This is a genomic window from Ensifer sp. SSB1, assembly GCF_016652895.1.
Lineage (GTDB): Bacteria > Pseudomonadota > Alphaproteobacteria > Rhizobiales > Rhizobiaceae > Ensifer.
Genome location: NZ_JAEPRP010000029.1, coordinates 1,973 through 28,172, shown reverse-complemented (window position 1 = coordinate 28,172; position 26,200 = coordinate 1,973). Strand labels below are relative to the sequence as shown.

The 26,200-nt window shown below is 63.6% G+C and carries 29 protein-coding genes; 15 read left to right on the top strand and 14 right to left on the bottom strand.

What is annotated here, in order from left to right:
• Window positions 1–48 precede the first annotated feature (48 nt).
• On the bottom strand, window positions 49–453 hold the full coding sequence (gene rnk / locus I8N66_RS10030; protein ID WP_113538884.1) for a nucleoside diphosphate kinase regulator: 405 nt from the start codon (window positions 451–453) through the stop codon (window positions 49–51).
• Window positions 454–818: 365 nt separating this feature from the next.
• Between rnk and I8N66_RS10025 the strand changes: the two genes are divergently transcribed.
• The 4 genes from I8N66_RS10025 to I8N66_RS10010 are packed head-to-tail and all read left to right on the top strand — an operon-like array spanning window position 819 to window position 3,147.
• A complete protein-coding gene (locus tag I8N66_RS10025; protein ID WP_291153034.1) occupies window positions 819–1,574 on the top strand; it encodes a type 1 glutamine amidotransferase in 756 nt (251 codons plus the stop codon).
• A complete protein-coding gene (locus I8N66_RS10020; protein WP_113538886.1) occupies window positions 1,571–2,050 on the top strand; it encodes a GFA family protein in 480 nt (159 codons plus the stop codon). The genes I8N66_RS10025 and I8N66_RS10020 overlap by 4 nt, the downstream gene beginning before the upstream one ends.
• Entirely contained in the window at window positions 2,047–2,619 is a 573-nt protein-coding gene (locus tag I8N66_RS10015; protein ID WP_291153031.1) for a sugar O-acetyltransferase, read from the top strand. The genes I8N66_RS10020 and I8N66_RS10015 overlap by 4 nt, the downstream gene beginning before the upstream one ends.
• Before the next feature lie 24 nt (window positions 2,620–2,643).
• The gene (locus tag I8N66_RS10010) at window positions 2,644–3,147 is read left to right on the top strand and encodes a GNAT family N-acetyltransferase (RefSeq protein ID WP_291153029.1); all 504 of its coding nucleotides are present in this window, start codon (window positions 2,644–2,646) and stop codon (window positions 3,145–3,147) included.
• Window positions 3,148–3,396: 249 nt separating this feature from the next.
• On the opposite strand, the gene lepA is transcribed toward I8N66_RS10010, so the two are convergent.
• Both lepA and I8N66_RS10000 read right to left on the bottom strand, forming a co-directional pair.
• Complete coding sequence (gene lepA, locus I8N66_RS10005; RefSeq protein ID WP_291153027.1) at window positions 3,397–5,232, bottom strand: translation elongation factor 4; 1,836 nt, start codon at window positions 5,230–5,232, stop codon at window positions 3,397–3,399.
• A 61-nt stretch (window positions 5,233–5,293) separates the two neighbouring features.
• Window positions 5,294–6,535: an MFS transporter gene (locus tag I8N66_RS10000; RefSeq protein WP_291153024.1), complete on the bottom strand. Its 1,242-nt coding sequence runs from the start codon at window positions 6,533–6,535 to the stop codon at window positions 5,294–5,296.
• Window positions 6,536–6,755: 220 nt separating this feature from the next.
• Here I8N66_RS10000 and I8N66_RS09995 point away from each other — a divergent pair, with 220 nt between their 5' ends.
• From I8N66_RS09995 to I8N66_RS09980, 4 genes are all read left to right on the top strand, one after another.
• Window positions 6,756–7,334 carry a helix-turn-helix domain-containing protein gene (locus I8N66_RS09995; RefSeq protein WP_291153021.1) on the top strand — a complete coding sequence of 193 codons (579 nt, stop codon included), beginning with the start codon at window positions 6,756–6,758 and terminating at the stop codon, window positions 7,332–7,334.
• A 2-nt stretch (window positions 7,335–7,336) separates the two neighbouring features.
• Window positions 7,337–7,864, top strand: a complete 528-nt coding sequence (locus I8N66_RS09990) for a GNAT family N-acetyltransferase (protein ID WP_291153018.1) — start codon at window positions 7,337–7,339, stop codon at window positions 7,862–7,864.
• 260 nt (window positions 7,865–8,124) lie between these two features.
• A complete protein-coding gene (locus tag I8N66_RS09985; RefSeq protein WP_291153015.1) occupies window positions 8,125–9,150 on the top strand; it encodes a histone deacetylase family protein in 1,026 nt (341 codons plus the stop codon).
• Window positions 9,151–9,250: 100 nt separating this feature from the next.
• Window positions 9,251–9,598, top strand: coding sequence for an antibiotic biosynthesis monooxygenase (locus I8N66_RS09980; protein WP_291153013.1), 348 nt, complete (start codon window positions 9,251–9,253; stop codon window positions 9,596–9,598).
• Window positions 9,599–9,655: 57 nt separating this feature from the next.
• Here I8N66_RS09980 and I8N66_RS09975 read toward each other — a convergent pair whose 3' ends face one another.
• A complete protein-coding gene (locus I8N66_RS09975; RefSeq protein ID WP_291153011.1) occupies window positions 9,656–10,294 on the bottom strand; it encodes an exopolysaccharide biosynthesis protein in 639 nt (212 codons plus the stop codon).
• 245 nt (window positions 10,295–10,539) lie between these two features.
• Here I8N66_RS09975 and I8N66_RS09970 point away from each other — a divergent pair, with 245 nt between their 5' ends.
• A complete protein-coding gene (locus tag I8N66_RS09970) occupies window positions 10,540–11,202 on the top strand; it encodes an OmpA family protein (RefSeq protein WP_113538895.1) in 663 nt (220 codons plus the stop codon).
• A 56-nt stretch (window positions 11,203–11,258) separates the two neighbouring features.
• Here I8N66_RS09970 and I8N66_RS09965 read toward each other — a convergent pair whose 3' ends face one another.
• From I8N66_RS09965 to epmA, 6 genes are all read right to left on the bottom strand, one after another.
• On the bottom strand, window positions 11,259–12,083 hold the full coding sequence (locus I8N66_RS09965) for a class I SAM-dependent methyltransferase (protein WP_291153008.1): 825 nt from the start codon (window positions 12,081–12,083) through the stop codon (window positions 11,259–11,261).
• A 98-nt stretch (window positions 12,084–12,181) separates the two neighbouring features.
• A complete protein-coding gene (locus I8N66_RS09960; protein ID WP_291153005.1) occupies window positions 12,182–13,609 on the bottom strand; it encodes an MFS transporter in 1,428 nt (475 codons plus the stop codon).
• 88 nt (window positions 13,610–13,697) lie between these two features.
• Entirely contained in the window at window positions 13,698–14,591 is an 894-nt protein-coding gene (gene sigJ, locus I8N66_RS09955) for an RNA polymerase sigma factor SigJ (RefSeq protein WP_113538898.1), read from the bottom strand.
• Between the two features lies 1 nt (window position 14,592).
• On the bottom strand, window positions 14,593–15,024 hold the full coding sequence (locus tag I8N66_RS09950) for a carboxymuconolactone decarboxylase family protein (protein ID WP_113538899.1): 432 nt from the start codon (window positions 15,022–15,024) through the stop codon (window positions 14,593–14,595).
• A 163-nt stretch (window positions 15,025–15,187) separates the two neighbouring features.
• Window positions 15,188–16,243: a lysine-2,3-aminomutase-like protein gene (locus I8N66_RS09945; RefSeq protein WP_291152999.1), complete on the bottom strand. Its 1,056-nt coding sequence runs from the start codon at window positions 16,241–16,243 to the stop codon at window positions 15,188–15,190.
• Window positions 16,240–17,292, bottom strand: coding sequence for an EF-P lysine aminoacylase EpmA (gene epmA / locus I8N66_RS09940; RefSeq protein ID WP_291152996.1), 1,053 nt, complete (start codon window positions 17,290–17,292; stop codon window positions 16,240–16,242). Before epmA ends, I8N66_RS09945 begins: the two co-directional genes overlap by 4 nt.
• 160 nt (window positions 17,293–17,452) lie before the next feature.
• On the opposite strand from epmA, the gene efp reads away from it, so the two are divergent.
• Together efp and I8N66_RS09930 are read left to right on the top strand one after the other, a co-directional pair.
• Window positions 17,453–18,022: an elongation factor P gene (gene efp / locus I8N66_RS09935; protein ID WP_291152992.1), complete on the top strand. Its 570-nt coding sequence runs from the start codon at window positions 17,453–17,455 to the stop codon at window positions 18,020–18,022.
• A 163-nt stretch (window positions 18,023–18,185) separates the two neighbouring features.
• Entirely contained in the window at window positions 18,186–19,427 is a 1,242-nt protein-coding gene (locus I8N66_RS09930) for a cyclopropane-fatty-acyl-phospholipid synthase family protein (protein ID WP_291152989.1), read from the top strand.
• Between the two features lie 24 nt (window positions 19,428–19,451).
• Here I8N66_RS09930 and I8N66_RS09925 read toward each other — a convergent pair whose 3' ends face one another.
• Window positions 19,452–20,288 (bottom strand): lipo-like protein, encoded by an 837-nt coding sequence (locus tag I8N66_RS09925; protein WP_291152986.1) that lies wholly within the window; start codon window positions 20,286–20,288, stop codon window positions 19,452–19,454.
• A gap of 162 nt (window positions 20,289–20,450) precedes the next feature.
• Here I8N66_RS09925 and mbfA point away from each other — a divergent pair, with 162 nt between their 5' ends.
• Window positions 20,451–21,434 carry an iron exporter MbfA gene (mbfA, locus tag I8N66_RS09920; protein WP_113538904.1) on the top strand — a complete coding sequence of 328 codons (984 nt, stop codon included), beginning with the start codon at window positions 20,451–20,453 and terminating at the stop codon, window positions 21,432–21,434.
• Between the two features lie 70 nt (window positions 21,435–21,504).
• Here mbfA and I8N66_RS09915 read toward each other — a convergent pair whose 3' ends face one another.
• Both I8N66_RS09915 and I8N66_RS09910 read right to left on the bottom strand, forming a co-directional pair.
• A complete protein-coding gene (locus tag I8N66_RS09915) occupies window positions 21,505–22,125 on the bottom strand; it encodes a transglutaminase-like cysteine peptidase (RefSeq protein ID WP_291152982.1) in 621 nt (206 codons plus the stop codon).
• Window positions 22,126–22,414: 289 nt separating this feature from the next.
• Window positions 22,415–23,215, bottom strand: coding sequence for an alpha/beta hydrolase (locus tag I8N66_RS09910; RefSeq protein ID WP_223726131.1), 801 nt, complete (start codon window positions 23,213–23,215; stop codon window positions 22,415–22,417).
• Window positions 23,216–23,434: 219 nt separating this feature from the next.
• Between I8N66_RS09910 and infC the strand changes: the two genes are divergently transcribed.
• Window positions 23,435–23,971 carry a translation initiation factor IF-3 gene (infC, locus tag I8N66_RS09905; RefSeq protein WP_057247869.1) on the top strand — a complete coding sequence of 179 codons (537 nt, stop codon included), beginning with the start codon at window positions 23,435–23,437 and terminating at the stop codon, window positions 23,969–23,971.
• A 107-nt stretch (window positions 23,972–24,078) separates the two neighbouring features.
• Here infC and I8N66_RS09900 read toward each other — a convergent pair whose 3' ends face one another.
• Complete coding sequence (locus tag I8N66_RS09900; RefSeq protein WP_291152977.1) at window positions 24,079–24,624, bottom strand: hypothetical protein; 546 nt, start codon at window positions 24,622–24,624, stop codon at window positions 24,079–24,081.
• 313 nt (window positions 24,625–24,937) lie between these two features.
• Between I8N66_RS09900 and I8N66_RS09895 the strand changes: the two genes are divergently transcribed.
• Both I8N66_RS09895 and I8N66_RS09890 read left to right on the top strand, forming a co-directional pair.
• Window positions 24,938–25,441: a hypothetical protein gene (locus I8N66_RS09895; protein ID WP_291152974.1), complete on the top strand. Its 504-nt coding sequence runs from the start codon at window positions 24,938–24,940 to the stop codon at window positions 25,439–25,441.
• 8 nt (window positions 25,442–25,449) lie between these two features.
• Window positions 25,450–26,115: a response regulator transcription factor gene (locus I8N66_RS09890; protein WP_113538908.1), complete on the top strand. Its 666-nt coding sequence runs from the start codon at window positions 25,450–25,452 to the stop codon at window positions 26,113–26,115.
• Window positions 26,116–26,200 lie beyond the last annotated feature (85 nt).

The following is a 26,200-nucleotide window of genomic DNA, read 5'->3' as shown; positions in this document are numbered from 1 at the left end:
TCCCCGTTTTGTATTGCGCCATGGTATGCCCACGCCGCCGGCCTGTCTTCAGGCGCTTTCCTTCGCCGTCACGCTGCGGATAGTCATGCGATGGACCTTGCCCGACCGGTCCTGCCAGTCGATCGACTGGCCGACGGAAAGGCCGATCAGCGCCGCGCCAACGGGCGTCAGAACCGAAATACGTCCGGCCTCGATATCGGCCTCGCCGGGGTAGACGAGCGTTACCTGCTTGGCAAAGCCATTGTCCGCCTCGAAGGCGACGGTGGAGCCCATCTGCACGCTGTCGGCGGGCAGTGCGTCCGGCGCGCCGGTGCGGGCCCGGTCGAGCTCGGAGAGCAGCGCTTCGGCCACGTCCGGCACGCGGTCGAGCGCGGAGGAAGCCAGCGCCGTCAGCCGCTTGTGGTCCTCAGCGTTGATGATGATGGAGGGAAGTTTCTTGCGGGATGCCGTCATGATGTGACCTGCCGTGTTCGGCCGTGTTCGGCCGTGGCGCCCACGGGCGCACTCGGAATAGATTGTCTGGGAATTCGGCGCTCGTTCAGCCGCGTTCAGAAATTTCTTCTGCGGACGCGAAAGGCTCCCCTTACCCGGAGAGCGCACACGTCCGGGCTGGGGTCAGGTTCCTGCGATCGGGCACACCCGGAAGCAGTGATATGAAGAAGTCGTCGACATCATGATGCCCCGAAAGTCGGAAAGTTTGGCCGGGAAGTCAAGACCCGCGGCGGACGCGGCAAAGCGCAGGGCGGATCATCGCGCCTCTTGAACGACGGCCGCGCTCGTGGTCAATCTCGATTTGCGACGGCAATGGGAAGGTGACGATGCGCGTATTGGTGGTTGAAAACATGGCGAAGACCGAACTCGGCCAGGTCGGCACGGCACTTCGCGAAGTCAAGGCGCAGATCGAGATCCACCGCGCCTATCTGGGTGATCCCGTGCCTGAAACGCCTGACGGCTACGATGGGCTCGTCGTGCTTGGCGGCGAACAGAGCGCGCTCGACGATGCCGCCTATCCCTATCTGCCCGATCTCGCCGCATTGATGCGCGCCTTCGGCGAAAGTGGGCGCTCGGTGCTCGGCATCTGCCTCGGAAGCCAACTTCTTGCGCGCGCCTATGGCGCGGAAAACCTGCTGGGCGCCGCCAAGGAGTTCGGCTGGTGCCGGGTGGAGGTGCGCCGCGAAGGCGCTGAGGACCCGGTGCTTTCCAGCGTCGGCGACAGCTTCCCGATTTTCCAGTGGCACGGAGATACCTTCACCCTGCCCGAGGGCGCCGTTCATCTCGCCGAAAACGCCGTCACCACGCATCAGGCCTTCCGCATCGGCCGCGCCGCCTATGGCACCCAGTTTCATTTCGAGGCGGACACGCACCTCGTCGAGGACTGGAACCGGGCCTTCCCGGACACGATCAACCGGCTCGACCCCACCTGGCTAGCCCGCTATCGCGAGCACGCCGCCCGCCACGGCCGGGAGGCCGATGCCGCGGGCCTGGCGTTGGCGCGCGCCTGGGTCGCGACGATCGTCCGCCAGGATGGCGCATCGAGGACCGCGGATCCGGTACTGGAGGAGATGGACGGATGAGCGAAGCATTCAACGGCGGCTGCTTCTGCGGCAGGATTCGCTACCGGCTGAAGGCGGCGCCGATGTTCGTCAATTGCTGCCACTGCAGCGATTGCCAGCGCCAGGTCGGCAGCGCCTTCGTCGTCAACGGCGTCATCGAGCGCGACAACATCGAGCTTGTCGAGGGCGAGCCAGTCGTCGTCACGCTCCCCACCGACAGTGGCCGCCCGCACGACGTCTATCGCTGTGCCGCCTGCCAGACGGCGCTCTGGAGCGATTATGGCCGCCGTGGCTGGCTCTCCTTCCTCCGCATCGCGAGCCTTGACCGCCCATCGGATTTCCCGCCGGACGCCCATATCTTCACCCGCTCCAAGGTTAAGTGGCTGTCGCTCGAAGGCGGCGCCCCGGCCTTCGAGATCTATTACGACATGAAGACGATGTGGCCGGCCGAAAGCCTGGCGCGGCGAGAAGCGGCAGAAGCAAGGGCTGGGGCGTGACCGCGAGCGAACGCGACAAGATGGCGGCCGGGCAATGGTATTCGTGCCTCGACGCCGAACTGGAGGCGCTGCGGTTGATCGCGCGTGTCGCGGTGCACCAGCACAACACCGTGGCGCCAGCCGAGCGCGGAAGCATGGCGCCGGCGCTGCGCGCGCTGTTCGGCGCGGTTGCCGATGATGTCTTCATCGAGGCGCCGTTCCATTGTTCCTACGGCATCAACACAAGCCTCGGCGCCCGCGTCTATCTCAACGCCGGTTGCACGATTCTCGACAGCGGCCGCGTGGCGATCGGCGACGGCACCATGCTGGGTCCGAACGTGCAAATCTACTGCGCCGATCACCACAGGGATGCGGTGCTTCGCAGCCAGGGCCTCGAGGTTGCCAAGGCGGTGACGATCGGCGCCGATGTCTGGATAGGCGGCGGCGCCATCATCCTCGGCGGCGTGACGATCGGCGATGGCGCGATCGTCGGTGCGGGCTCGGTGGTGACGAAGGACGTGGCGGCCGGCGCCGTCGTTGCCGGCAATCCGGCCCGCCTGCTGCCGCGGGCAGCGAACTCAATGCTTTAGACCTTTTCAAGGAGTATTTCTCATATGGCCGATGCGACGAGAGCGATCCATGTCCGCCCGGCGCGGCCCGACGATGCGCCGGCGCTCACAGCCTTCCTGAACGAGATCATCGAGATCGGCGGCACCACTGCCCATCAGACGCCGTTCACGCCGGAGAGCTTCGTGGCGCACTATCTCGCCGGCCCAGGCTTCGTTTCCTGCTTCGTCGCCGAGGATGAAACCGGCGCGCCCTGCGCCTTCCAGGCGCTGGACCGCTGGGACGGCATACCCGCGGACTGGGCCGACATCGGCACCTTCTCGCGCCCCGGCAACAAGGTGCGCGGCGCCGGCACCGCGCTCTTCGAAGCCACTTGCGACTACGCCCGTTCGATCGGCCTCAAGGCGCTCAACGCCACCATCCGCGCCGACAATACGGGCGGCCTCACCTACTATGGCAAGATGGGGTTCACCGACTACAAGGTCGACAAGGCCGTGCCGCTGGCCGATGGCCGGCCGGTGGATCGAATCTCGAAGCAATATGTGCTTTGACGGGCGCGCAAGCACTCGCTGACGCGTCACCTCCACCCAGTTGCTATTGTCAGGCTTGATCGGAGGATCCAATCCCGGACCGGGCAACGACGCCCCGGTATTTGAACGCCGCCCCCAGGCAGTCGGCGGGCATTGTCTGGTACGGCAGGGCGGGCCTTCGTCGACCGCAAAGCGATATGCAACGCAAACCCAAACCAAAAAGGGCGACCCGAGGGCCGCCCTTTCAAACGTAGAGGTGTGCTCCGGCGCTTATTCGTCGCCCATCTTGAGCGCGGCGATGAAGGCTTCCTGCGGGATCTCCACCTTGCCGAACTGGCGCATGCGTTTCTTGCCGGCCTTCTGCTTTTCCAGAAGCTTGCGCTTGCGGGTGGCGTCGCCGCCGTAGCACTTGGCGGTCACGTCCTTGCGGAGCGCCGAGATGGTTTCGCGGGCAATGACGTTGCCGCCGATCGCCGCCTGGATCGGGATCTTGAACATGTGCTTCGGGATAAGCTCCTTGAGCTTCTCGCACATTTCGCGGCCGCGCTTTTCCGCCGCCATCCGGTGCACCATCATCGACAGCGCATCGACCGGCTCGCCGTTGACGAGGATCGACATCTTCACAAGATTGCCTTCCTTGTGCTCGGTGATCTGGTAGTCGAACGAGGCATAACCCTTGGAGATTGACTTCAGTCGGTCGTAGAAATCGAAGACGACTTCGTTGAGCGGCAGGTCGTAGGTCAGCATCGCGCGGGTGCCAACGTAAGTCAGCTCGATCTGGATGCCGCGACGGTCCTGGCAGAGCTTCAGGATGCCGCCGAGATAGTCGTCGGGCGTCAGGATCGTCGCGCGGATCCACGGCTCGTGGATTTCCGCGATCTTGACGACGTCGGGCATGTCGGCCGGGTTGTGCAGCTCGCGCTCCGAGCCGTCGGTCATGAACAGCTTGTAGACCACCGAAGGGGCCGTCGCGATCAGGTCGAGGTCGAACTCGCGCTCCAGGCGTTCCTGGATGATTTCGAGGTGCAGCAGCCCGAGGAAGCCGCAGCGGAAGCCGAAGCCGAGCGCTGCCGAGGATTCCATTTCGAACGAGAACGACGCGTCGTTGAGGCGCAGCTTGCCCATGGCCGAGCGCAGGTCCTCGAAGTCGGCGGCATCGACCGGGAAGAGGCCGCAGAACACGACAGGCTGGGCCGGCTTGAAGCCCGGCAGGGCTTTGGCGGTCGGGCGCTTGTCCTCGGTGATGGTATCGCCGACGCGGGTGTCGGCCACTTCCTTGATCGAGGCGGTGATGAAGCCGATCTCGCCCGGGCCGAGCGCATCCATCGCCACCATCTTCGGCGTCAGCACGCCGACGCGCTCGATCGTGTACTTGGCGTCGGTGCCCATCATGCGGATGGTCATGCCCTTCTTGAGCGTACCGTCGATGATGCGCACGAGAACCATGACGCCGAGATAGGTGTCGTACCAGCTGTCGACGAGCAGTGCCTTCAACGGCGCCGCGTCGCCGCCCTCGCTCTTCGGCGCCGGCAGCTTGGTGACGATAGCTTCGAGCACATCGGGAATGCCGAGGCCGGTCTTTGCCGAAATCAAAACCGCGTCCGAAGCGTCGATGCCGATCACTTCCTCGATCTGCTCCTTGATGCGGTCGGGTTCGGCCGCCGGCAGGTCGATCTTGTTGAGCACGGTGACGAGCTCGTGATTGTTGTCGATCGCCTGGTAGACGTTGGCGAGCGTCTGGGCTTCCACGCCCTGGGACGCGTCGACGACGAGCAGCGAGCCTTCGCAGGCCGACAGCGAGCGCGAGACTTCGTAGGCGAAGTCGACGTGGCCGGGGGTGTCGATGAGGTTCAGCACATAGGTCTCGCCATCATTGGCCTTGTAGTGCAGGCGCACCGTCTGGGCCTTGATGGTGATGCCGCGCTCGCGCTCGATATCCATGCTGTCGAGCACCTGCTCGGACATCTCGCGTTCGGCGAGACCGCCGGTGGACTGGATCAGCCGGTCGGCAAGCGTCGACTTGCCGTGGTCGATGTGGGCCACGATCGAGAAGTTGCGGATATGCGAAAGGGGCGTTTTCGAAGATGTTGTGCTCATGGGCCGCATATAGCAGTGCCTTCAACCGCCGCAAAGCGGGAAATGAAGGCTTCGTTCACTATAAATCGGCCTATTCGGCGCTCGCTTCCGCATCGACGAGCGCGCCGGCATTCGGCACCTGCGCGCTCCTGATCTCGAAGCTCTCGCGCTCGGCCGCCGGCACCTCGTCACGTTTCCTCAGTCTCAAGAGCACGAAGAACGCATAAAGGGCGGCAACGACCATCGCCGCATAGATGAAAGTGCGCTGTCCGAAGACCGGTGTCAGCAGCGTTACCAGCATCGGCACGACGGTCGCGGCGATCGACCAGGCGACCAGCATGGTGCTGGCAAGCGGCACGAAATCGGCGGGATCCGTGCGATCGTTGGCATGCGCATTGGCGATCGAATAGACGGTCTCGACCGCCCCGGCGAACAGCGCAAAGACCAGCATCAAGAGGATCAGATTGCTGAACGACGCCGAAAGCGCGAAGAAGCCGGCGGTAAGGATCAGCAGGCAGGTGCCGATCAGCACCAGGCGGCGGTCGATCCGGTCCGACAGCGTTCCCATCGGATATTGGATGGCGATCAGGCCGAACTGCATGACGAACATCAGGTTGGCGACGTCGCTCTGGCTGACGTCGTTGGCGGCCGCATAGATCGGCGTGAAGCCCTGTACCACCATCGAAAGGCCGCCGGCGGCGAGCACGCCGATGAAGGCGACGGGGGAATTGCGCCAGACCATGGGGATGTCGATGCTGACCTTGGCGGGGGCCGGTGGCGTCGGCAGCCGCGTCAGCCCGATCGGCAAGAGCGCGAGTGCCGTGAAGAAGATGGTGACGAGCGGTGGCAGGTTGCCATCGGCCGGAATCTGCCCGAACAGCCAGGCACCGGTGCCGAGCCCGATGACATAGGCCATGTAGAACAGAGCCATGGCCTTACCGCGCCAGTGGTTCTCGCTCGCATGGTTGAGCCAGCTCTGGGCGATGATGAAGTTGGTGTTGCCGGACGCGCCATAAAGGCCGCGGGCAAGCACCCACAAAAGCGGATGCATGCCGAGCGCGATCGTCAGGGCCGACAGGATGACGAGTGCCATCGAGCAGGAGAAGGCGCGGGCATGGCCGACGCGACGGATCATCGGTCCGGCGATGACACAGCCGACCAATCCACCGAAGGCGATCATCGTCACGGCGGCACCTGGTACCCAGTCCGGTGCGTCGGAACGCGTCAGCGCAAAGGGCACATAGGCGAGCATCATGCCGTTGCCGATCGCCACCGCCGTCATCGAGGCGACGATGCTGGCGATCGAGGTCAGCGAGGAGGGCTGCTTAGTCATGTCCAACCTGTCGATGGAGGCGCACGGGATAGGTGCACTGGGCGTGATCGATGAGAACTATCTAAAGTATTGAAGTGTAAGCTTTTCTCGTTTGTGCTCGCGAAACAGCCACGATAGCCGAAAGCCCTGTGTCGCGCTGTCGCCAAAGCGGCATCGCATGCCCGTATTTTCAGTCTGTCTGCGTCTTGACTCCATTATATGAGAAATGCAATCTCAAATAATGGAAAACGCTATCGACCCCCTCGAACATGCCATCGGCGAGCGCATTCGCACTCTGCGCAACCAACAGAACCTGACGCTGGACGAGCTCGCCGCCAGTTCCGGCGTCAGTCGGGCTATGATCTCGCGCATCGAGCGCGGCGAGGCGAGCCCGACAGCCCAGCTTCTCGCCAAGCTCTGCAGCGCGCTCTCAACCACGCTCTCCGCGCTTTTCGCCTTCGAAACGCAGGAGGCGTCGCCGCTTGCAAGGCGTGCGGAACAACGACTCTGGCGCGATCCGGAATCCGGCTATCTGCGTCGCTCCGTTTCGCCGGACGGTCTCGGCTCGCCTGTCGATATCGTCGAGGTCGAGTTTCCGCCGGGCGCCCGCGTGGTATTCGAGCGGCAGCCATCGGACCGGGGCATCACCCAGCATCTCTGGCTGTTCTCCGGGCGACTCGAAATGACGACCGAATCCGGCTCCCATTCCCTTGGGCCAGGCGACTGCCTGTTCATGGGGCTGGAACACGGCCACATCTTCCACAACCCCCACGATGAGCCGGCTCACTATGCCGTCGTCCTCTGCCGCACCAAGGTTTGACCATGTCCGATATTCAGATCCGTCTGCTCGATGAAGCCCAAGCCCGCGAGTCCATGCCGGCGCTTGCCGAGGTGCTTTCCGATTGCGTCGAGGGCGGCGCATCGGTCGGCTTCATGCAGCCCTATCCGCCGGAAAGCGCGCTTGCCTACTGGCGCGGTGTCGTTGAGGCCGTCGCTGCGAACGAAACGCTGCTGATGGTGGCGGAGGAGGCCGGCCGCATCCTCGGCACCGTGCAGGTGGGTGTCGCGCAGATGCCGAACCAGCCGCACCGCGGCGACCTGAAGAAACTGCTCGTGCATCGCGACGCGCGTGGCAAGGGCCTGGCGCGCGGGCTGATGGAGGCGGTCGAGCGCGAGGCCGCATCGCGCGGCAAGACGCTGCTGGTGCTCGATACGGCGACGGGAAGCGATGCCGAGGCGATCTATCCGCGCCTGGGTTGGGAGCGCGTCGGCGTTATCCCCGACTATGCGATGTGGCCGGAAGGCGGCCTCTGCGCCACCACGTTCTTTTACAAGCGCATTGCGGCTTAGCGGCATCTATTGCGTCTCACGATGCCCCTCACCCTAACCCTCTCCCCGCTCGCGGGGAGAGGGGACGTGCCCGTTCGCAACGCTGCCGAGCGGAGCTATGGCCCTTCAACGGTCCTGTTGTCGAGGCGAGCGGTCACCGCTCCTTCGCCCCGGCTCTGCGGCGAGAAGGTGGCCGGCAGGCCGGACGAGGGCCGGTTGCCAACCCTAAAACCTGGGGTAGGGTACCGGCACCCATCTGTTGCCTCTTCAGGATACCCCCCATGCGCATCTTTTACACAGAGGACCACAAGCTCCGCGACGCCAAGACCGAGCTTTTCGGCGGTGAACTCGTACCGCCCTTCGAAGCGCCGTTTCGCGCCGAGTGGATCCTGGCAGCAGTAAAGGAAGCGGGCTTCCACGATGTTGCAGCACCCGAGCGCCACGATCTCGAGGTCGCGCTCAAACTGCATGCGCCTGACTATCTCGCGTTTCTCCAAACCGCCTGGTCCCGTTGGGTTGCCGACGGTTACCGCGGCGAGGCGATCCCGGCCTGTTTCCCGGCGCGGCGTATGCGCCAGCATCCACCGAGAGATATCGACGGTGCGCTCGGTTATTATTCCTTTGCGGCGGAAACGGCGATCACCGAGGGGACCTATGCCGCCGCCCGTGCGGCGGTGGATTGCGCCATCTCGGCCGCCGACCACATCCACGCCGGCAACCATGCCGCCTTCGCGCTCTGCCGCCCGCCCGGGCATCATGCGGCGATCGATCTCTATGGCGGCTATTCCTTCATCAACAACGCTGCTTGCGCCGCCCAACGCCTAAGGGATCACGGCGCGCAGAAGGTCGCCGTGCTCGACGTCGATTTCCACCATGGCAATGGCACCCAGGATATCTTCTACGAGCGCGGCGACGTCTACTTCGCCTCGCTGCATGGCGACCCGGTCGAAGCCTTCCCGCATTTCCTCGGATTTGCCGATGAGGAAGGCGCCGGCGAGGGGCTGGGCACGACCCGGAACTATCCGCTGCCGCGCGGCACGCGGTTTGACGCCTGGTCGGCGGCGATGGCCGACGCGCTGTCCCGCATCGAGGCGTTCGGTGCCGAGGCCCTGGTCGTCTCGCTCGGCGTCGATACCTTCGAGCGCGACCCGATTTCGTTCTTTCGGCTGAAGTCTGACGATTATCTGCGCATGGGCGAAGCGTTGAAGCGTGCCGGCCTGCCGGTCGTCGTCTGCATGGAGGGCGGTTACGGCGTGCCGGAAATCGGCCTCAACGTCGCCAATGTGCTGACTGGCATTTCCAGCTAGGGATCAGGCAATCGGAAAATGCGTTTACCGCTATTGACCTCAACCTTACTTGAGGTCGTACGACTGCTCTCGTTCAAAAAGAGATGAGAGGAAAAGAGCTATGAGCAATCAGTCAAATCGCGTGGCGCCACTTTACCGCATCAACAAATACACCGTGCCGGTGGAAGCACGGCAGCAATTCGCCGAACTGGTCGACAAGACGTTGGCTGTCATCCGCAAGCAGGACGGTTATGTGAAAGACCTGTTCCTGGAACAGCACGCCGGTCCCGGCCAGTTCGATTTCATCACCATGATCGAATTCGCGAGTGCTGACGTCGCGCCCAAGGTCGCAGCCGCGCTCATCGAATTCGACCGCCAGCTCGGTCTCGATCGCGAAGCGCTAATGAAGACGCTTGGCATCCGTACGGACTTCGCCAGCTACCGGGCTTTCGGCGGGTTGGCTGCCTAAGAAGGAAAAGGCCAGGCAGTCAGCCGGGCCTGTTCATGCAGTCTGTGCGAACGCGCGTCAGGAAACGAAGAACGTCGACAGGCCTTGGCCGGCGGCAAAGGCCATATAGGCAAGCACGGTGAAATAGACGGTCGTCGCGATCAGGAAGAGATAGCCGCCCGCCACCATCAGCCCATCGCGCTGGATGATGCCGAGCGAGAGCAGCAGGATCGCGATCCCCGGCAGGGTGTTCGACAGCGGAATGAGCCCGAGCGGGAACATCAGGAGGATGCCGCCGGCCATGATCATCAGGCCGTTGAAGCGGTTCATCATGATGCCCTGCGTCAGGAAGCCCAGGCGCGGCCGCACATAGCGGTCGAGCTTGGAGACGATGCTTGCCCCCTTCTGCAGGGTCGGAACCAGCTTCTCGGTCTCGATCTTGCGGTCGAGAATGCGCCGTGGCACCCAGGGCAGCCGGTTGAGCGTGATCGATACGGAGATCAGGATGATTGCCGCGCCGAAAACGGTGCTGACACCCGGGATCGACACCGGCAACAGGAACGGCAGCGTCAGAAGGGCACACAGCAGCAGGAACCCCTGTTCGCCGATCTCGGTCATCAGCTCGCGCAGCGTGATCGTCTCGCCGCGAATAGAGGCAATCATGCCGTTGAGCGTGTCGCTGAGACTGCGTTGCGTGTCGCCGAACTCGATTGCCATCAAATATTGCCTCGTTCTTATCAATGGGCGGCGTCTGAAGGCCGCTTATATGTTTTGGTCGCCTGGATGTCCGTCCTATCAAGGGCATGTGAAGGATCGGTTATAGTGTGGCCCGACTGGCACACCGAATCCGCGCAACACGGCAATTGCCGGTAAACCATGGCGTGATTGGGACGCCTCTTCATCTTCCTGCCGCAATCGCTAGTATGAAGCACTTTCGAGCACCAATGGGGACAACTGATTCCATGATCAAGAAATGCGCCATTCTGGCTGTCGCGGCCATCTATCTTTCGGGATGCACAACCACCGATCCCTATACGGGTGAGCAGAAGATGTCGAACACGGCCGGCGGCGCGCTGATCGGCGCGGGTCTCGGTGCTGCGACCGGTCTGCTCGTCGGCGGCAGTGCCGCAGGCCGGCGCGACTCCGCGCTCGTCGGCGCCGCGATCGGCGGTCTCGGTGGCGGCCTGATCGGCAACTACATGGACAACCAGGAAGCGGAACTGCGCGCCCAGCTTCAGGGCACCGGCGTCTCGGTCACCCGCGCCGGCGACCGCATCATCCTCAACATGCCGTCCAACATCACGTTCGCGACCGACCGCGACCAGGTGATCCCGGCCTTCTACGACACCCTGAACTCGGTGGCGATCGTGCTGCGCAAGTTCAACAAGACGATGATCGACGTCGACGGTCACACCGACGCCACCGGCAGCGCCTCGTACAACCAGGGCCTCTCCGAGCGCCGCGCCGCTTCGGTTGCCAACTATCTGGCTGGCCAGGGCGTCGACCAGCGCCGCATGTCGGCGATGGGCTACGGCAAGGAGCGCCCGATCGCTTCCAATTCGAGCGAAGCCGGCCGCGCGCAGAACCGCCGCGTCGAAATCTCGATCGCGCCGATCAAGGCCTGATTGGCCGAGATCGACCGCCTGCAATCGAAGGGTCGCGCCGCAAGGCGCGGCCTTTTTCATGCTTGCTTGAAACTGTAGCGCAGCAGGCGCCCCATGCGGCGCAGCATGGGAATCACACTGACGAACTGGACCGCAATTCGCGCCATCGGCGACATGCGCGCGATCTGCGCGGCATCGTAGTCGTGGATGTCTTCGAGCAGCGTCAGCCCCGGCACGTCCCGTTCCAGCGCCCCTGCGTCCTCTATCCCCCAGCGCAACTCCGCACCCGTCGCGCGCAAAGACGGGTTGAAACGCAGAAGCTCGATACCGAGATGGCTATAGGCGTCGAAGACGATCTCGCCACCGGCAAGGCAGGTGACGACCCGCCGCATGAGATCGCGCACTTCCTGGTCGTGAAGATAGGGCAGTACCCCCTCGGCGACGATAATCGCCGGCCGGTCGTCAGGGATGCGGTCGATCCAGTCCCGCTCGGTAATGGATGAGGCGATCGTAGTGCAGCCGACACGATCGGCGAAGAGCTGCTGGCGCAAGGCGATCACGTCGGGAAAGTCGACGTCGAACCAGGCGACGGAGGAGGGCGGATCGAGCCGCAGGATCCGCGTATCGAGGCCGCAGCCGAGGTTGAGCACGACCGCATCCGGATGGCTCTCGATGAAAGCGCGGGTCCAGCGGTCGAGCAGATAGGCGCGCATCGCGATGCCGATCGTCATGTCGTGACCGACATCGGGCGCCTTCGCCTTGCCGTCGAGGCGTCGCATCAGCTCGGCGGCGAAGCGGTCGTGCAGGAGAGAATCGGGCAGCGCGCTTTCCGCAGCCTTCGCCCGGAGCGTGATCAGCAGCGTTTCCCGCACGCCATGAAGGCCGATGCCCTCGGCTTCCATCGTTCCCTCCCGGCGGCGCCACGTCGAACGCGCTAGCGGTGCCGCTGTGTCTGGCAGCGACCCGCCGTGGTTTTCGGCGGGCCGCATTAGTCGATGGCCTAGGCCGTCGTTCGTCTTGCGCGCCGTACACGCCTGGCCGTCAGCAGCGCCAGCGCCGGCAGCAGCGCAAACAGGCCGAAGAGCCAGGTCGTCGCCAGCGCCACGCCGCCTTCTGCCGATGACTCGATCCCGGCGAGGTTGGCCGTCAGTCCGGCCAGCGCTGCGCCGAGTGCGGCGGCAAAGAGCTGGACAGTGGTGATCGAACTCGAGGCCTTCTCCGCTTCGCCCTCCGGCGCGAACTCGTAGACAGCGGTAACGATATGCGGCCAGGCAAAGCCCATTCCGAAGCCGACCGCGACAATGCCTGCGCAGAGTGGCGCCGCGATGACCAGGAACTCCGCGCCCGCCATCGGCATGAACAAGGCGATCAGGGCCAGGCCGACGAAGCCGAGGGCCGGACCGGCAAAGATCGTCTGCTTCGCCCGTTCTCCGTGCCAATGGGCACTCGTCATCGATCCCGCCGTCCAGCCGATCGACATCAGCGCTGCGATATAGCCGGCCACCAGCGGTGACAACCCATGCAGTTCCTGCAGCAGATACGGCACATAGATTTCCGGCTGCAGGCCCACCATCAGCAGCGTGATCGTAGCATAAAGGGCGGCCAGCGGGGAGGTGAGGGTGAAGCTGCCGGAGGGCAAGAGATTGCCCGCCGCGCGACGCTCGACCAACAGCAGGCTCAGGAACAGGAGGACCGCCGCGCCAACGCAGGCAATCTGCTCGAAGGCGACGGTGCGCGTGCTTGCAACCGATAGCGCGAGCACGATGCCGACGAGAAACAGGAGTTGCAGCAGGGGAAGCGGCGTACGCCCTTCATCGTTCGCCGCCTTGCGCGGAAGCGTGGAGAAGGCGAGTGCCGCAAGCAGCGCCGTCAGCGGCAGCAGTGACCAGAAGGCGACGCGCCAGGTGGAAAACTCGGCAAACATGCCGCCGATCGCAGGCCCGATCAAAGTCGCCGTTCCCCAGGTTGCCGAGATCAGGCCAATGGCGCGGGTCCAGAGTTCGGGCCGGAAGACCAGCCGGATCACGCCATAGGCCAGCGCATAGAGCAGGCCGCCGCCAAAACCCTGGATCGCACGGCCGGCAAGCAGGATGGTCATGGAGGGGGCCGTGGCGCAAAACAGCGTACCCAGGCCGAAGACAAGTGCGCCGATCGCATAGGCGCGGCCGGCGCCGACGGCACCAAGCAGCCGTGCCGACAGTGCGGCGCCGAGGATCGAGGCCGCGACGAAGACCGTCGTGCTCCAGGCATAATATTCGAGCCCGCCGATCTCGCGCACGATCGACGGCATGATCGTCGTCACCACATAGACGTTGAGCGCGTGCAGCGCGACGCCGCCGCTGAGCACGAGCGAATGCACGGCGTTATCGCCTGTCAGCAGCGCGCGCCAGCCGGTTTCCTGTTGGGGGGCGGGTGTTTTTTCAAGCATGTCAGTACCTCACGCGGGACACCACGGCGAACGCGCACCGGTCGATCCGGTTTCGGGTAATCGCGCTCGCTTCGGCGGTGCCGCTATGTCAGTGGAGCGCAGCCTCGCCAAAATGCGTGAGCTTGTCCGGGTTGCGCATGATGAAGATGTCGTTGACGTTTCCGTCGCCGTCATAGCCGAAGGCGACGGTTGCGGCGATCTCGTTTTTCGCTTCGTCCCGAAGCACGATGCCGCGGCCGCCATTGATGTCGCCGATCTCCCAGACGTAGTGCGCCCAGTATTCGGTAAGCCGATCGATGATGAAGGCGAGCACCGTCTCCTTGCCGGCGAGCACGCCGAGCACGGTCGCAACTTTGCCGCCGCCGTCGGCCGTCAGCTTCACGTCGGCGGAAAGCAGCGCCGAGAGACCGGCGACACTGCCGCCGTGGATCGCCTGGTGAAAGGCCGAGAGTAACGCGTCCTGGCGTTCCCGCGGCGTCTGGTGACGGGCCTTTTCGAGCCCGATGTTTGTCTTGGCGCGCGAGACCAGCTTGCGGGCGGCGGTCTCCTGCATGTCCAGGGTTTCGGCGACCTCGTCATAGGGCTGGCCGAAGATCTCGTGCAACAGGTAGGCCGCGCGCTCCTTCGGGGTCAGTCGCTCGAGCATCAGCAGGAACGCGGTTGTGAGCGAAGAAGTGAGCGCCAGCTTTTCTTCGGCATTGTCTTCGGCTGCCGTGTGGATCGGTTCTGGCAGCCAGGCGCCGACATAGTCGACGCGCTTGCGGTGTGCGGCCTTCAGGAGATCCAGGCAGCGCCGGGTGCAGGCAGTGGTCAGCCAGGCCGCCGGCGTGTCGATCGATGCCCGATCGACCTCCTGCCATTTCAGGAAGGTGTCCTGCACCGCATCTTCCGCATCGGCGCGCGAGCCGAGAATGCGGTAGGCGAGGCCGAGAAGGCGCGGACGCGCCTCCTCGAAGATCTGCATGTGCTGCCTGTCGTTCATGTCAGTGCCTCGAAATCTGGATGCGGTTCCAAAGGTTGATCATCGCCACCGTCGAGGTGATGACGCTGATTTCCTTCTCGCTGAAGTGCTGGCGCAGCTCGGCGCGGAGCGGCGAAAAATCGGTGCGGGGCTCAAGTTCGGTCAGCGCCTCGGTCCAGGCAAGTGCTGCCTTCTCGCGCGGCGAGAAATCATTGACCTGGTCCCAGACGATGATGCGGTCGAGCCGCTCGTTGCTCTCGCCCTCGGCGCGGGATTCCTTGGTGTGCATCTTCACGCAGAAGCCGCAGCGGTTGATCTGCGAGGCGCGCAATTGCACGAGATTGTGGATCGTCCGGTCGAGCCCGTGCAGGTCCATGGCCTTGTGCACATCGGCGAGCGCGCCGAGTACATCCGGGATTTCCTGTTCGTAGCGGACGGCTTTGGTATCGGTCATGGTCTCAACTCCATCGTTGTCGTGTTGCCTATGACCAATTGACGATCGACGCCGCACAGCTGTGACGCGGCTCCATGAATTTTCTCGCAGGACGCGAAGAAAAATGCATGAGCTGAATATTTTGAAGAAGTTTCAATAATTTGAGAGTCGCGATTTCTCGCGGTCATCCGGCTTTCGGTGGGTAGCTGTGCTCGCCGCCGCGAAAATCCGTGACCGTGTAGCAGCCGCCGCCATCGGCCGCGATCGCCGCGGCGCTGATCACTGCCTTTCCGTGTCCGCCGGGAATGTCGAGGATATAGGCCGGCTGGCAGAGACCGGAAACACGACCGCGTAACGTGGCGACGAGCGCCTGGCCTTCCTCGATAGACAGGCGGAAGTGGCTGGTGCCGGGGGCGAGGTCCGGGTGGTGCAGATAGTAGGGCTTGATCCGCGTCTCGACGAAGGCACGCATCAGGCCGGCGAGCACGTCCGGATCGTCGTTGACGCCCTTCAAGAGCACCGACTGGCTGACCATGACGATGCCGGCATCGATCAGCCGCGCCGAAGCAGCGCGCGCCTCGTCCGTCAGTTCGCGCGGGTGGTTGGCGTGAAGCGCGACATAGGTCGCCTTGCCACTGGCCCTCAGCGCCTCGATCAGGTCGGCGTCGATGCGCGCCGGCTCGACGACGGGGACGCGCGTGTGGAAACGAACGATTTTCACATGCGGGATCGGCTTCAGCCGTTCCATCAGTTCGCCGAGCCGCCGTGGCGACAGGATCAGCGGATCGCCGCCGGTGAGGATCACCTCCCAGATTTCTTCATGCGCAGCGATATAGGCGATCGCGGCGTCGAGCTCGGCCGGTGTCAGCGTGCCGAGGCCGTGCGGCCCCACCATCTCGCGGCGAAAGCAGAAGCGGCAATAGACCGGGCAGACATGCACGGCCTTCAACAGGACGCGGTCCGGATAGCGGTGGACGATGCCGGTGACCGGGCTATGCGGCTTGTCGCCGATCGGGTCCTCGCGTTCCTCAGGCAGCAGCGTCAGCTCGGCGGCATCGGGCACGAACTGCCGGGCGATCGGATCATGGGGATCGCTGGGGTCGATCAGGCCGGCGATCACGGGGCTGATCGCAACGGCATAGCGCTCGGCGACGGTGGCCACCGCCGCCTCCTCGGCTCTGTCGATAAGGCCGGCATCAACCAGCTCGCGCGCGGTTTTGATCGGGCGATGGACGTTCATGATCGCGTCTCCGGCACCGGCGCCCAGAGCACCTGGTCGATGCGCGACGCACCGGTTGCCAGCATCGCCAGCCGGTCGAAGCCGAGAGCGATACCGCTTGCCTCGGGCATGATGGCGAGCGCTGCCAGGAAATCTTCGTCGAGCGGATAGGTCTCGCCGTAGACGCGCGCCTTCTCGGCCATTTCCATCTCGAAGCGCCGGCGCTGTTCCGCCGCGTCAGTCAGTTCGCCAAAGGCATTGGCGAGCTCCACACCGCAGGCATAGAGCTCGAAGCGTTCGGCGACGCGCCGGTCGCGCGCCGCTGGCCGCGCCAGCGCTGCCTCGGCGGTCGGATATTCGTCGAGGATCGTCGCGCGGCCGAAGCCGAGATGCGGCTCGACCTTTTCCACGAGCACGCGGCTGAAGAGATCCGCCCAGGTGTCGTCATGGGCGACCCGAAGGCCGGCCGCGGTCATCTCCGCGGCGAGTTTCTCGCGGTCGGTTTCGCCGTCGGCGGCGATCGAGGCCAGCAGGTCGATGCCGGCAAAGCGCGCGAAAGCTTCTGCGACGCTCAGCCGCTCGGGCGTGGCGAAGGGATCGCAGATGTGGCCCTGGAAGGCGAATTGTCTGGTCCCGGTGGTCTCTGCGGCGAGCGCCAGGATCTCGGCGCAGTCGCGCATCAGCGCCTCGTAACCCTCGCCGGCGCGATACCATTCGAGCATGGTGAACTCAGGATGATGCAGCGGGCCGCGCTCGCGGTTGCGGTAGACATGGGCAAAGCAGGCGATGCGCTGTTCACCGGCCGCCAGCAGCTTCTTGCAGGCAAATTCCGGCGAAGTGTGCAGGTAGAGCGGGTGGCCGGAGCCGTCATGATCGAGCGCCTCTGTCGCGAAGGCGTGCAGATGCGCCTCGTTGCCGGGCGAGACCTGCAGCGTCGCGGTATCGACCTCGATGAAATCGCGCGTCTCGAAGAACCGGCGCAATGCCGATTGGATCCGGTTGCGGCCGAGAAGAAACGGGCGCCGGTCGGCATGGACATCGGGTGTCCACCAGGGTGAGGCATGCGACATGATCGGTTCAGTCCAGGCTTTCTTCGCGCAGATGCCGGCTCAGGCTGGCTATTTGCACGAAATTAGGGTAGTGGCGGCGCGAAATCCTTATTTTCGCGTCCTTCAGGGCCAGTGTTTCCGGCCCGCGGTGTCGCGCATACCTCTGTTACAAGGAAGACTAATGGTCAAGGTCATCGCTTCATCTGTCCGTAAGGGCAACGTTCTCGACGTCGACGGCAAGCTCTATGTCGTGCTTACCGCCCAGAACTTCCACCCGGGCAAGGGCACGCCGGTCACCCAGGTCGACATGCGCCGCATCTCCGACGGCGTGAAGGTCTCCGAGCGCTACCGCACGACCGAACAGGTCGAGCGCGCCTTCGTCGAAGACCGCGAACACACCTTCCTTTATGAAGATGCCGAAGGCTTCCACTTCATGAACCCGGAAAGCTATGACCAGCTGGTCATGAGCACGGACGATATCGGCGATCTCAAGGCCTACCTGCAGGAAGGCATGGCCTGCATTCTCTCGGTCCACGAAGGCCTGGCAATCGCCATCGACCTGCCGCGCCACGTGATCCTCGAAATCACCGAGACCGAGCCGGTCGTCAAGGGCCAGACGGCCTCGTCGTCCTACAAGCCGGCTGTCCTGTCGAACGGCGTTCGCACGCTCGTTCCGCCGCATATCCAGGCCGGCACCCGCGTCGTCATCGCGACGGAAGACGGCTCCTACGTCGAGCGCGCCAAGGACTGAGGCATAAGCCAGGTCAATTTGGAACGGGGACGGTAGCGACAGTTGCCGTCCCCGTTTTCGTATCGGCAGCTTCGATCAGCAACCACAAATTTAGGGAGCGCATTTCGAAAAACGGGTGCTAGGATGCCGCCGTCACACTGCTTCGTGTCACGAGAGGGCCTGCATGTTCCCACTGTCGCATATGATGAAGTCTTTCATTCGCAAGGGTCGCCTGACGGTGATCGACGCTGACGGCAAGCGCCACGTCTTTTCCGGGACGCCTGGGCCCGAGGTGACGATGCGCCTCACCGACAAGAAGCTCTACCGCAGCCTCGTCTTCAATGCGGAGCTCGCCGCCGGCGAAGCCTATATGGACGGCACCATGCGCTTCGAAGAGGGCTCGACCCTCAGGGATTTCCTGACGCTGTTTTCGATCAACCGGCTGTCGCTCGGCTCTTACCCGATCCAGAAGCTCCTGCGCGCGGTGAAGATGCGCTTCCGCAAGCGTCAGCAGGCAAATCCCAAGGGCAAGGCGCAGCAGAACGTCGCGCATCACTACGATCTCGGCAACGAATTCTACAAGTTGTTCCTCGACGAGAACATGCTTTACTCCTGCGCCTACTTTCGCGAGCCCAATGAAACGCTGGAGACGGCGCAGCGCAACAAGCTGAGGCTGCTTGCCTCCAAACTTTGCCTGGAGCCCGGCATGAAGGTGCTGGACATCGGCTGCGGCTGGGGCGATCTTGCGATGTACCTCGCGCAGCTCGCCGATGTTCAGGTGCTCGGCGTGACGCTTTCCAAGGAGCAGCAGGCGCTTGCTACCGAACGGGCGCGCAAGGCGGGCCTGTCGGACCGGGTGCGCTTCGAGCTCAAGGACTATCGCGATGTGCAGGGGCCGTTCGACCGCATCGTCTCGGTCGGCATGTTCGAGCATGTCGGCGTCCACCACTATGACGAGTTCTTCAAGAAGCTCAACGCGCTGATGCCGGATGATGGCCTGGCGGTGCTGCATTCGATCGGACACATGAGCCCGCCCGGCATGGCCAGTTCGTGGCTTCGCAAGTACATCTTCCCCGGCGCCTATTCGCCGGCGCTTTCGGAGGTCTTCGAGGTCGTCGAGCGCAACAGCCTCTGGGTTAGCGATCTCGAATTCCTGCGGGTGCACTACGCTACGACGCTTGCGCACTGGGGTGCGCGCTTCGAGGCGAACCGCGACAAGGTGATCGCCCTTTACGACGAGCGCTTTGCCCGCATGTGGGAGTTCTACCTGATCAGCGCCGAGATGATGTTCCGCACCGGCAGCCAGCTTGTCTTCCACATGCAGCTCTCGCGCTCGCGCGATGCCGCTCCGATCGTGCGCGACTACATCACCGATCGTCAGCGCGACTTCATGGCCCGCGAACAGGCGCTCGCGCTCAATCTTTAGAAAGGAGCAATCCCAGGAAAACCGCTACACGCTTTTCCTGGGATTGCTCTCATCGGCGGCATACCAGCGCAGCCGCTTGTAGTCGAAGCCGAACTCCAGCGTCGGCTTGACGATCGCGAAGAACGGCGAGAGGTCGAAATCGCGCGGCGTGTAGAGCGAGTGGTGCCGGATGTGCAGGATCTCCTCGCGGGAATAGGTCGAGGTGGCCGCGGCCCGCCCGGGCGCGCGCGTGACTTCGGGAAGGATCGGATAGCGGATCTGCTCGAAGGCGGCCGCAATCAGCGTCGAGCAGATCGCCCGCGTCGGATCGCCCGAGCCGAAGGCTAGCAGGCGGCGGCGCCAGCGCACCGGCACCGGCGGTGTCGGCATGAAGTAGCGCAGCATGTCGAGAATGTTCTTCAGGTCATACTTCATCCCCAGCCGCGAGATCATGAAGCCGACGAGCGCCGTGCGATCATCCGGCGTCAACGCGATCGGCCGGCAAATCCGCGTGTTGAAGGATGCATATTTCTTCAGCGGCACCGCGACGCAGCCCTCGCCGATATTGACCTCGATGAGCTGCGGCCGTTCGATCACCGGCAATGTCGCCTGATCGAGCGTCAGCGGCATCTGGTCGCCGGCAAAGAAGGCGGCGTGCGACCAGGTCGATTGCGTCAGATACTTGATCGCGGCCGAAACCTTCTGGTTGCCTTCGATCAAGAGAACGTCGCCCGGGCGGAGCGTGCGCGCCAGGGTTTCCTGATCGGAAGGAGTATAAGGCTCGTAGCCGGATGTCTGCGCTTGCAGCCGCGCGGCAACCCTTGCGCCGAGACGATCCAGAAACGTGTCCTTGCTTTCGGAAAGCGGATAGATGGTCCTCATCGAGGCGATCGCTCCGGGAATGAAGGGGATTCGCAGGAGCCTTCATCGTGGCTCAGCCGCGACGCCCTGTCGAGAGATTGTCGCATGATTGCATGGCTTTGGCCTTGACGACGCATTCTTCGATTTCTATTTTAGAATTATTCTAAAGAAGGTTTCATTCCGATGTTTTCGCGCCTTTTCTCCCGATCCAAACGGCCCTTTCTTTCCCTAAGCGAACAGGAAATCCTGGCGCTCGCCATCTCCTCGGAAGAGGACGACGGGCGTATCTATCTCGCCTACGCCGACGCGCTGCGGCAGCAGTATCCGCACTCGGCAAAAGTGTTCGAGGAAATGGCGGAGGAGGAAAGCCACCACCGGCAGTGGTTGATCGATCTGCATGTCCAGCGCTTCGGCAGCCGTATTCCGCTGATCCGGCGCGAACACGTGCGTGACTTCCCCGAGCGCAAGCCGGACTGGCTGATTGCCGAAATGCCGATCGAAAAGGCGCGCGAGGAAGCCGAAGCAATGGAGGAGGCAGCGCACCGGTTCTATGTTGAGGCCGCGGCGCGAACCCAGGATGCGGCCACCCGCAAGCTGCTCGGCGATCTCGCGATCGCCGAAAAAACCCATGAATCGCTCGCCCGCCGGCTTGGCGAACAGCACACGCCCGAGGACGTGCGCGCCGAGGAGGACCAGACCGCACGCCGGCAGTTCATCCTGACTTACGTTCAGCCCGGGCTCGCCGGCCTGATGGATGGCTCGGTTTCGACACTGGCACCGATCTTCGCCGCGGCCTTCGCGACCCAGGACACCTGGCAGACCTTTCTCGTCGGCCTCTCGGCCTCCGTCGGCGCCGGCATCTCCATGGGCTTCACCGAAGCCGCCCACGATGACGGAAAGCTCTCCGGTCGCGGCTCGCCGATCAAGCGGGGCCTGGCCTCCGGCATCATGACTGCACTCGGCGGTCTCGGCCACGCATTGCCCTATCTGATCCCGCATTTCTGGACGGCGACCGCCACCGCGGCCGTAATCGTCTTCTTCGAACTCTGGGCGATCGCCTTCATCCAGAACCGCTACATGGAAACGCCGTTCCTCAGGGCCGCATTTCAGGTCGTGCTCGGTGGCGGCCTGGTGCTGGCGGCCGGCATCCTGATCGGCAACGCGTGACGGGCGAGCGGCAGATACGAAAAAGGGCCGGTGTGACCGGCCCTTTTGAAACTCTTTGCTTTGCCCTGGATCAGTTGCCGACCGAGCCGACGACGACTTCCGCGCCATTCTGGATGGTGACCCAGCGGCCGCTGTGGTTCGAGGCCTGGCGCTTCAGATAGCGGTAAGGCGTGTTGGTCCAGAGCTTTACGCCGTTTTCGAGATTGTCGAGAATGAAGTCGCCCTGCGACGTGCGCACGGTCAGCACAGCGTGGCCTTCGCCATCGGGCTTGCGAACGACGGTGATCAAGAGATCGCTGGCCGAGAAACCCTTGCTCATCAGGCGCTTGCGCTTTTCGAGTACGAAATCCTCGCAGTCACCGGCCTTGTCCGGATAGGACCAGACTTCGTCTCTGCCATGCAGTTCCAGATCGGTGACCGGTATGATCTCGCGATTGACCGCGGCATTCACCTGCCGGATCGTCGCCCAACCGCGTTCAGTCACGCGCACAGCGACCGTTCCCTTGGAACGTACATTGCATTCGCTCTTGTACTTCTGGCAGAACTCATAGTGACCGATCGGCTGAGAAGTGGCGGAGCCGGTCTGCATCCATGGAGAAGATCCTGCCTGTGCAGGAATTGCCGTGTTTGCTGAAATGAAAAGTGCGCAAAGCGCTGCGATACTTCCCTTAACCCCAGTCCAAGACGCCATACAAGTCCCCTGCGGCGCGGTATGCCGGACGCTCTCTGTCCGGACGTATTCGCGCAATCCTGAGTTGAAGGCAGCTTCTTTAGGTTCGTCCCCGCTGCTGCTCTAATCGTTAATAAAGAGTTAATAGCGTCGGCGCTGCAGAGTCAATCGTCGGAATCGGGACATCGGGTTTTATGGTTAAAAGCGCGGCGGAGCGCACGCAAACCGTTGCACCGCAGGCGGTCCACGGTGCAGGGCGTGTTTCGGTTCGCGTTGTGGTGGAAGGGGCGGGGCTTGTCCCCGCCCGGCATCAGGCGAGCATCGTGCCGATGGCCTGTTTCATTTTAGCAATATCTTCTTCACGCGAAAGGCGATGATCGCCATCGCGGATGAGCGTCATGACGACATCGTCCGACGGCAGGTGCTCCATCAGTCGCAACGCGTGGGTATAGGGAACGTCGGGGTCGCGCATGCCCTGCAGGATGTGTACCGGGCAGCCGGTGGTGATCGTGCCGTCGAGCACCCGGTTGAGGCGCCCGTCTTCGATCAGCGCGCGGGTGAAGATGTTCGGCTCCGGGCTATACTCGGAAGGTTCCTCGAAATAGCCGCGTTCGGCAAGCGAGAACCTCTCCGCTTCCGTCAGGTTGGGTTCGATCAGTTCCGCCGTGAAGTCCGGCGCCGGAGCGATCAGGACGAGGCCGGCGACACGCGATCCGTCGCCACGCCGCCTGAGTTCCTGGACAACCCGCAGCGCGATCCAGCAGCCCATCGACGAGCCGACCAGCACGACGCGCCCCGGCGCCGCCTGATCAATGACGGCAAGGCTCTCTTCGAGCCAACGCGAGATAGTGCCGTCGGTGAAGGCGCCGCCGGAGGAGCCGTGGCCGGAGTAATCGAAGCGCACACAGGCCGCACCTCGCTCCATGGCGTAACGCTCGACCTCGACCGCCTTGGTGCCGGTCATGTCCGAACGGTAGCCGCCGAGCCAGACGAGCGTCGGCTGTTCCGAAGGCTTTTCCGGGTGGCGCACGCGCATCGCGATCCTGCGCTCAGCCGCAGGCGCACCGACGTCGATGAAGCTGATTTCCGTCTCGGATGGCGTATCCTGCATGCAATTTCTCTCCAAAGGCCGGTTTCGCTGGCGATTTTCTTTCTAAAACAGATTCGCCTTGGTATCGACAGGTGGTGATTTTCCTTGCAAGCCGTGCTATTGACTCTCCCGTCGCAATTCACACATTGCCGTCGGTGACAGATTCAGGCGCTTCATATGTGATCGCGCCGATGATCGAATTAAACTATATTCCGTAAACAGCTCGAGGAGAGTACGACCATTCGCAGACCGTTCAAAACGGACGCCCCCGTCAAGGAGGGACCGCGCTCAAACAAGGAAATCCGGGTTCCCCGGGTTCAGCTTATCGATGCCGAAGGCCAGAATATCGGTGCCGTCCCGATCGACCAGGCGCTCCGCATGGCGGAAGAGGCCGGTCTTGATCTGGTAGAGATCGCACCGAACTCCGAACCGCCGGTATGCAAGATCCTCGATCTCGGCAAGCTGAAATACGCCAACCAGAAGAAGGCGGCCGAAGCGCGCAAGAAGCAGAAGATCGTCGAAATCAAAGAAATCAAGATGCGCCCGAACATCGACACGCATGACTATGACGTGAAGATGAAGGCGATGAACCGGTTCTTCGAGGACGGCGACAAGGTCAAGGTCACGCTGAAGTTCCGCGGCCGCGAAATGGCCCACCAGGAACTGGGCATGAAGCTCCTGCTTCAGGTCAAGGACGACACCCAGGCGATCGCCAAGGTGGAGGCCGAGCCGAAGCTCGAAGGCCGTCAGATGATGATGGTTCTGGCGCCGCGCTAAGCCGCGCTACCGTCGATCAAGAGACCTGATGAAAGCCGCCTGCTGGGCGGCTTTTTTCGTTGCGGGCTCGTGCCGGCACGTTCCTGACAGAATGCTGACAACCTGCCTCAGCGATCTGTCAGGGGGCGGATGCCATTGTCTGTGCATCGGCAACCGGAGAAGGATCGGAGATCATGACTTCCGCGCTGCGAAAAGCCCTGCTTGTTACCACCGTCGGCCTCTGCGGCCTCGTATCCGCGCCGATCGGCCTGTCTGTCATCGCCAATGGTCCTGCGCATCCGTTCTCGGCCGCGGCCCTCGCGGATGACGATGACGGCGACGATCATGGCGGTGGCGACCGCGATGGTCGCGGTCACGATGGCCGAGATGATCGCGACAACGACGACCGAGGTGGTCGGGACAACGACGACCGCGACGATAACGATCAGGGCGGTCACCACGGCGACCGCCATCGCGATGACGACGATGACGATCGCGATGACGACGACTTCCGGGATGCCCGCGACCGTCCCGAGATCGAGCTCCGCGTTTCCGAGGAAAGCCTTCGCGGTCTGCGCGACGGGTCGCTGATCGCCGTCGACGATCTCGGGCGTGTGCTGGAGGTCGAAGTGGAATTCGAACATGGTGTGCGTGTCGTGAAGGTCGAGCCGCACCGCGGCGACTTCCGCCGCAACCCGGGACCGATTACCACCGTCTCCATCAGGCCGGCGCCCTAATCTGTCCAGAAATGCCCGACGCATTACCCCCGCACGATGCGTCGGAGCGAAGGTCGACCGCCATCAGCCCGCCCGGCGGCTCGATCCGGCTAGCGCATGCCCCCGTGCCAAAGCGGCGCTGGGGGTATGCGCGTTGCTGGCGTTGTGGTCGCGCCTGGCGTAGGCTTGCGCCTTGACGGCAGGGCCCGCGCGCGGTGAGGAAATGAACGCTGAAACCAAACCGAAGAGGCAACCGCGACCGGATGACGCCATGGCGATGACACGACGAGACCTGATAGCGCTCTTCTGCTGCTCGCTCCTGCTTTCGTTGACGCCGCAGCCCGATCGCTTTGCGGCTCTGGCAAAGGATGGCGAATCCGGCGGTGGCGGCGGTTCACACGGTGGCGGCGGCGACAACAGTGGCAGCGGCCACGGTGGCGGTGATGACGACCACGACGACGATCGCGGCAACGACGGCGGTGGCAACGACGGCGATGATGACGACGACGATGACGACGCAAGCGGCGGCGGCAGCGGTCGCCGCAGCGACCAGGAGCGTGCGCGCGACGCCGTCGAAAGAGGCGATATCCTGCCGTTGAAGGATGTTCTGCGACTGGTCGACGAGGACAAATACGGCACGGTCATCGCGGTTGATCTCAGGCACTCCGGCAGCAGCGAGGTCTACCGGCTGCGCACGCGTGACCGGCAAGGGACGATCCGAAACCTGCGCATCAACGCGCGCACCGGAAAATTCATGAACATCTTCGGTTTCTGAGGGGCGGAATGCGCATTCTTCTGGCGGAGGACGATCCCAATATCGCAGCCCACGTGACAAGCAGGCTCGAGGCGGAAGGCTATGGCGTCGATACGCTTGCGCTGGGGCCGGACATCTGGGAGCGAGGGGAAAGCGGCAACTATGCTGCAATCATCCTCGACCTCGGTCTGCCGGGCATGGACGGGCTGTCGATCCTCAAGCGCTGGCGACAGGCGGGGCTGGAGACGCCCGTCCTCGTGCTGACGGCGCGTGGCTCCTGGATGGAGCGCGTCGACGGGTTCGATGCCGGCGCTGATGATTATCTGCCGAAGCCTTTTCGGGCCGAGGAGCTGCTGGCGCGACTGAGGGCCCTGTTGCGGCGTGCCGGCCCGCGCGTCACATCGGTGCGGGCCGCCGGACGTTTCACCCTCGACGAGGCGACGCGACGCGTGACCTTCGATGGAGCGCCGCTCGAACTCAGTCCTCTCGAGTACCGCATGGTCGCGCTCTTTTTCGACCGCAAGGGCCAGGTGGTTACGCCGCTGGAACTGGCGAGCCATGTCCAGGGCCGCGATGACGATACGGCCAAGAACGCCGTCGAGGCGATGATCGCCCGTCTGCGCAAGAAGACCGAAAGCGGCGCAATCGAAACCCGGCGCGGCTTCGGCTACGTTTTGCCGGACGGGCCGGCATGATCCGTTCGCTGCGGCTTAGGCTCGCCATCGGCGCATCGATCGCCATAGGCCTGGTGCTGCTGGTGGTTTGGCTCTCCTTGAGCAG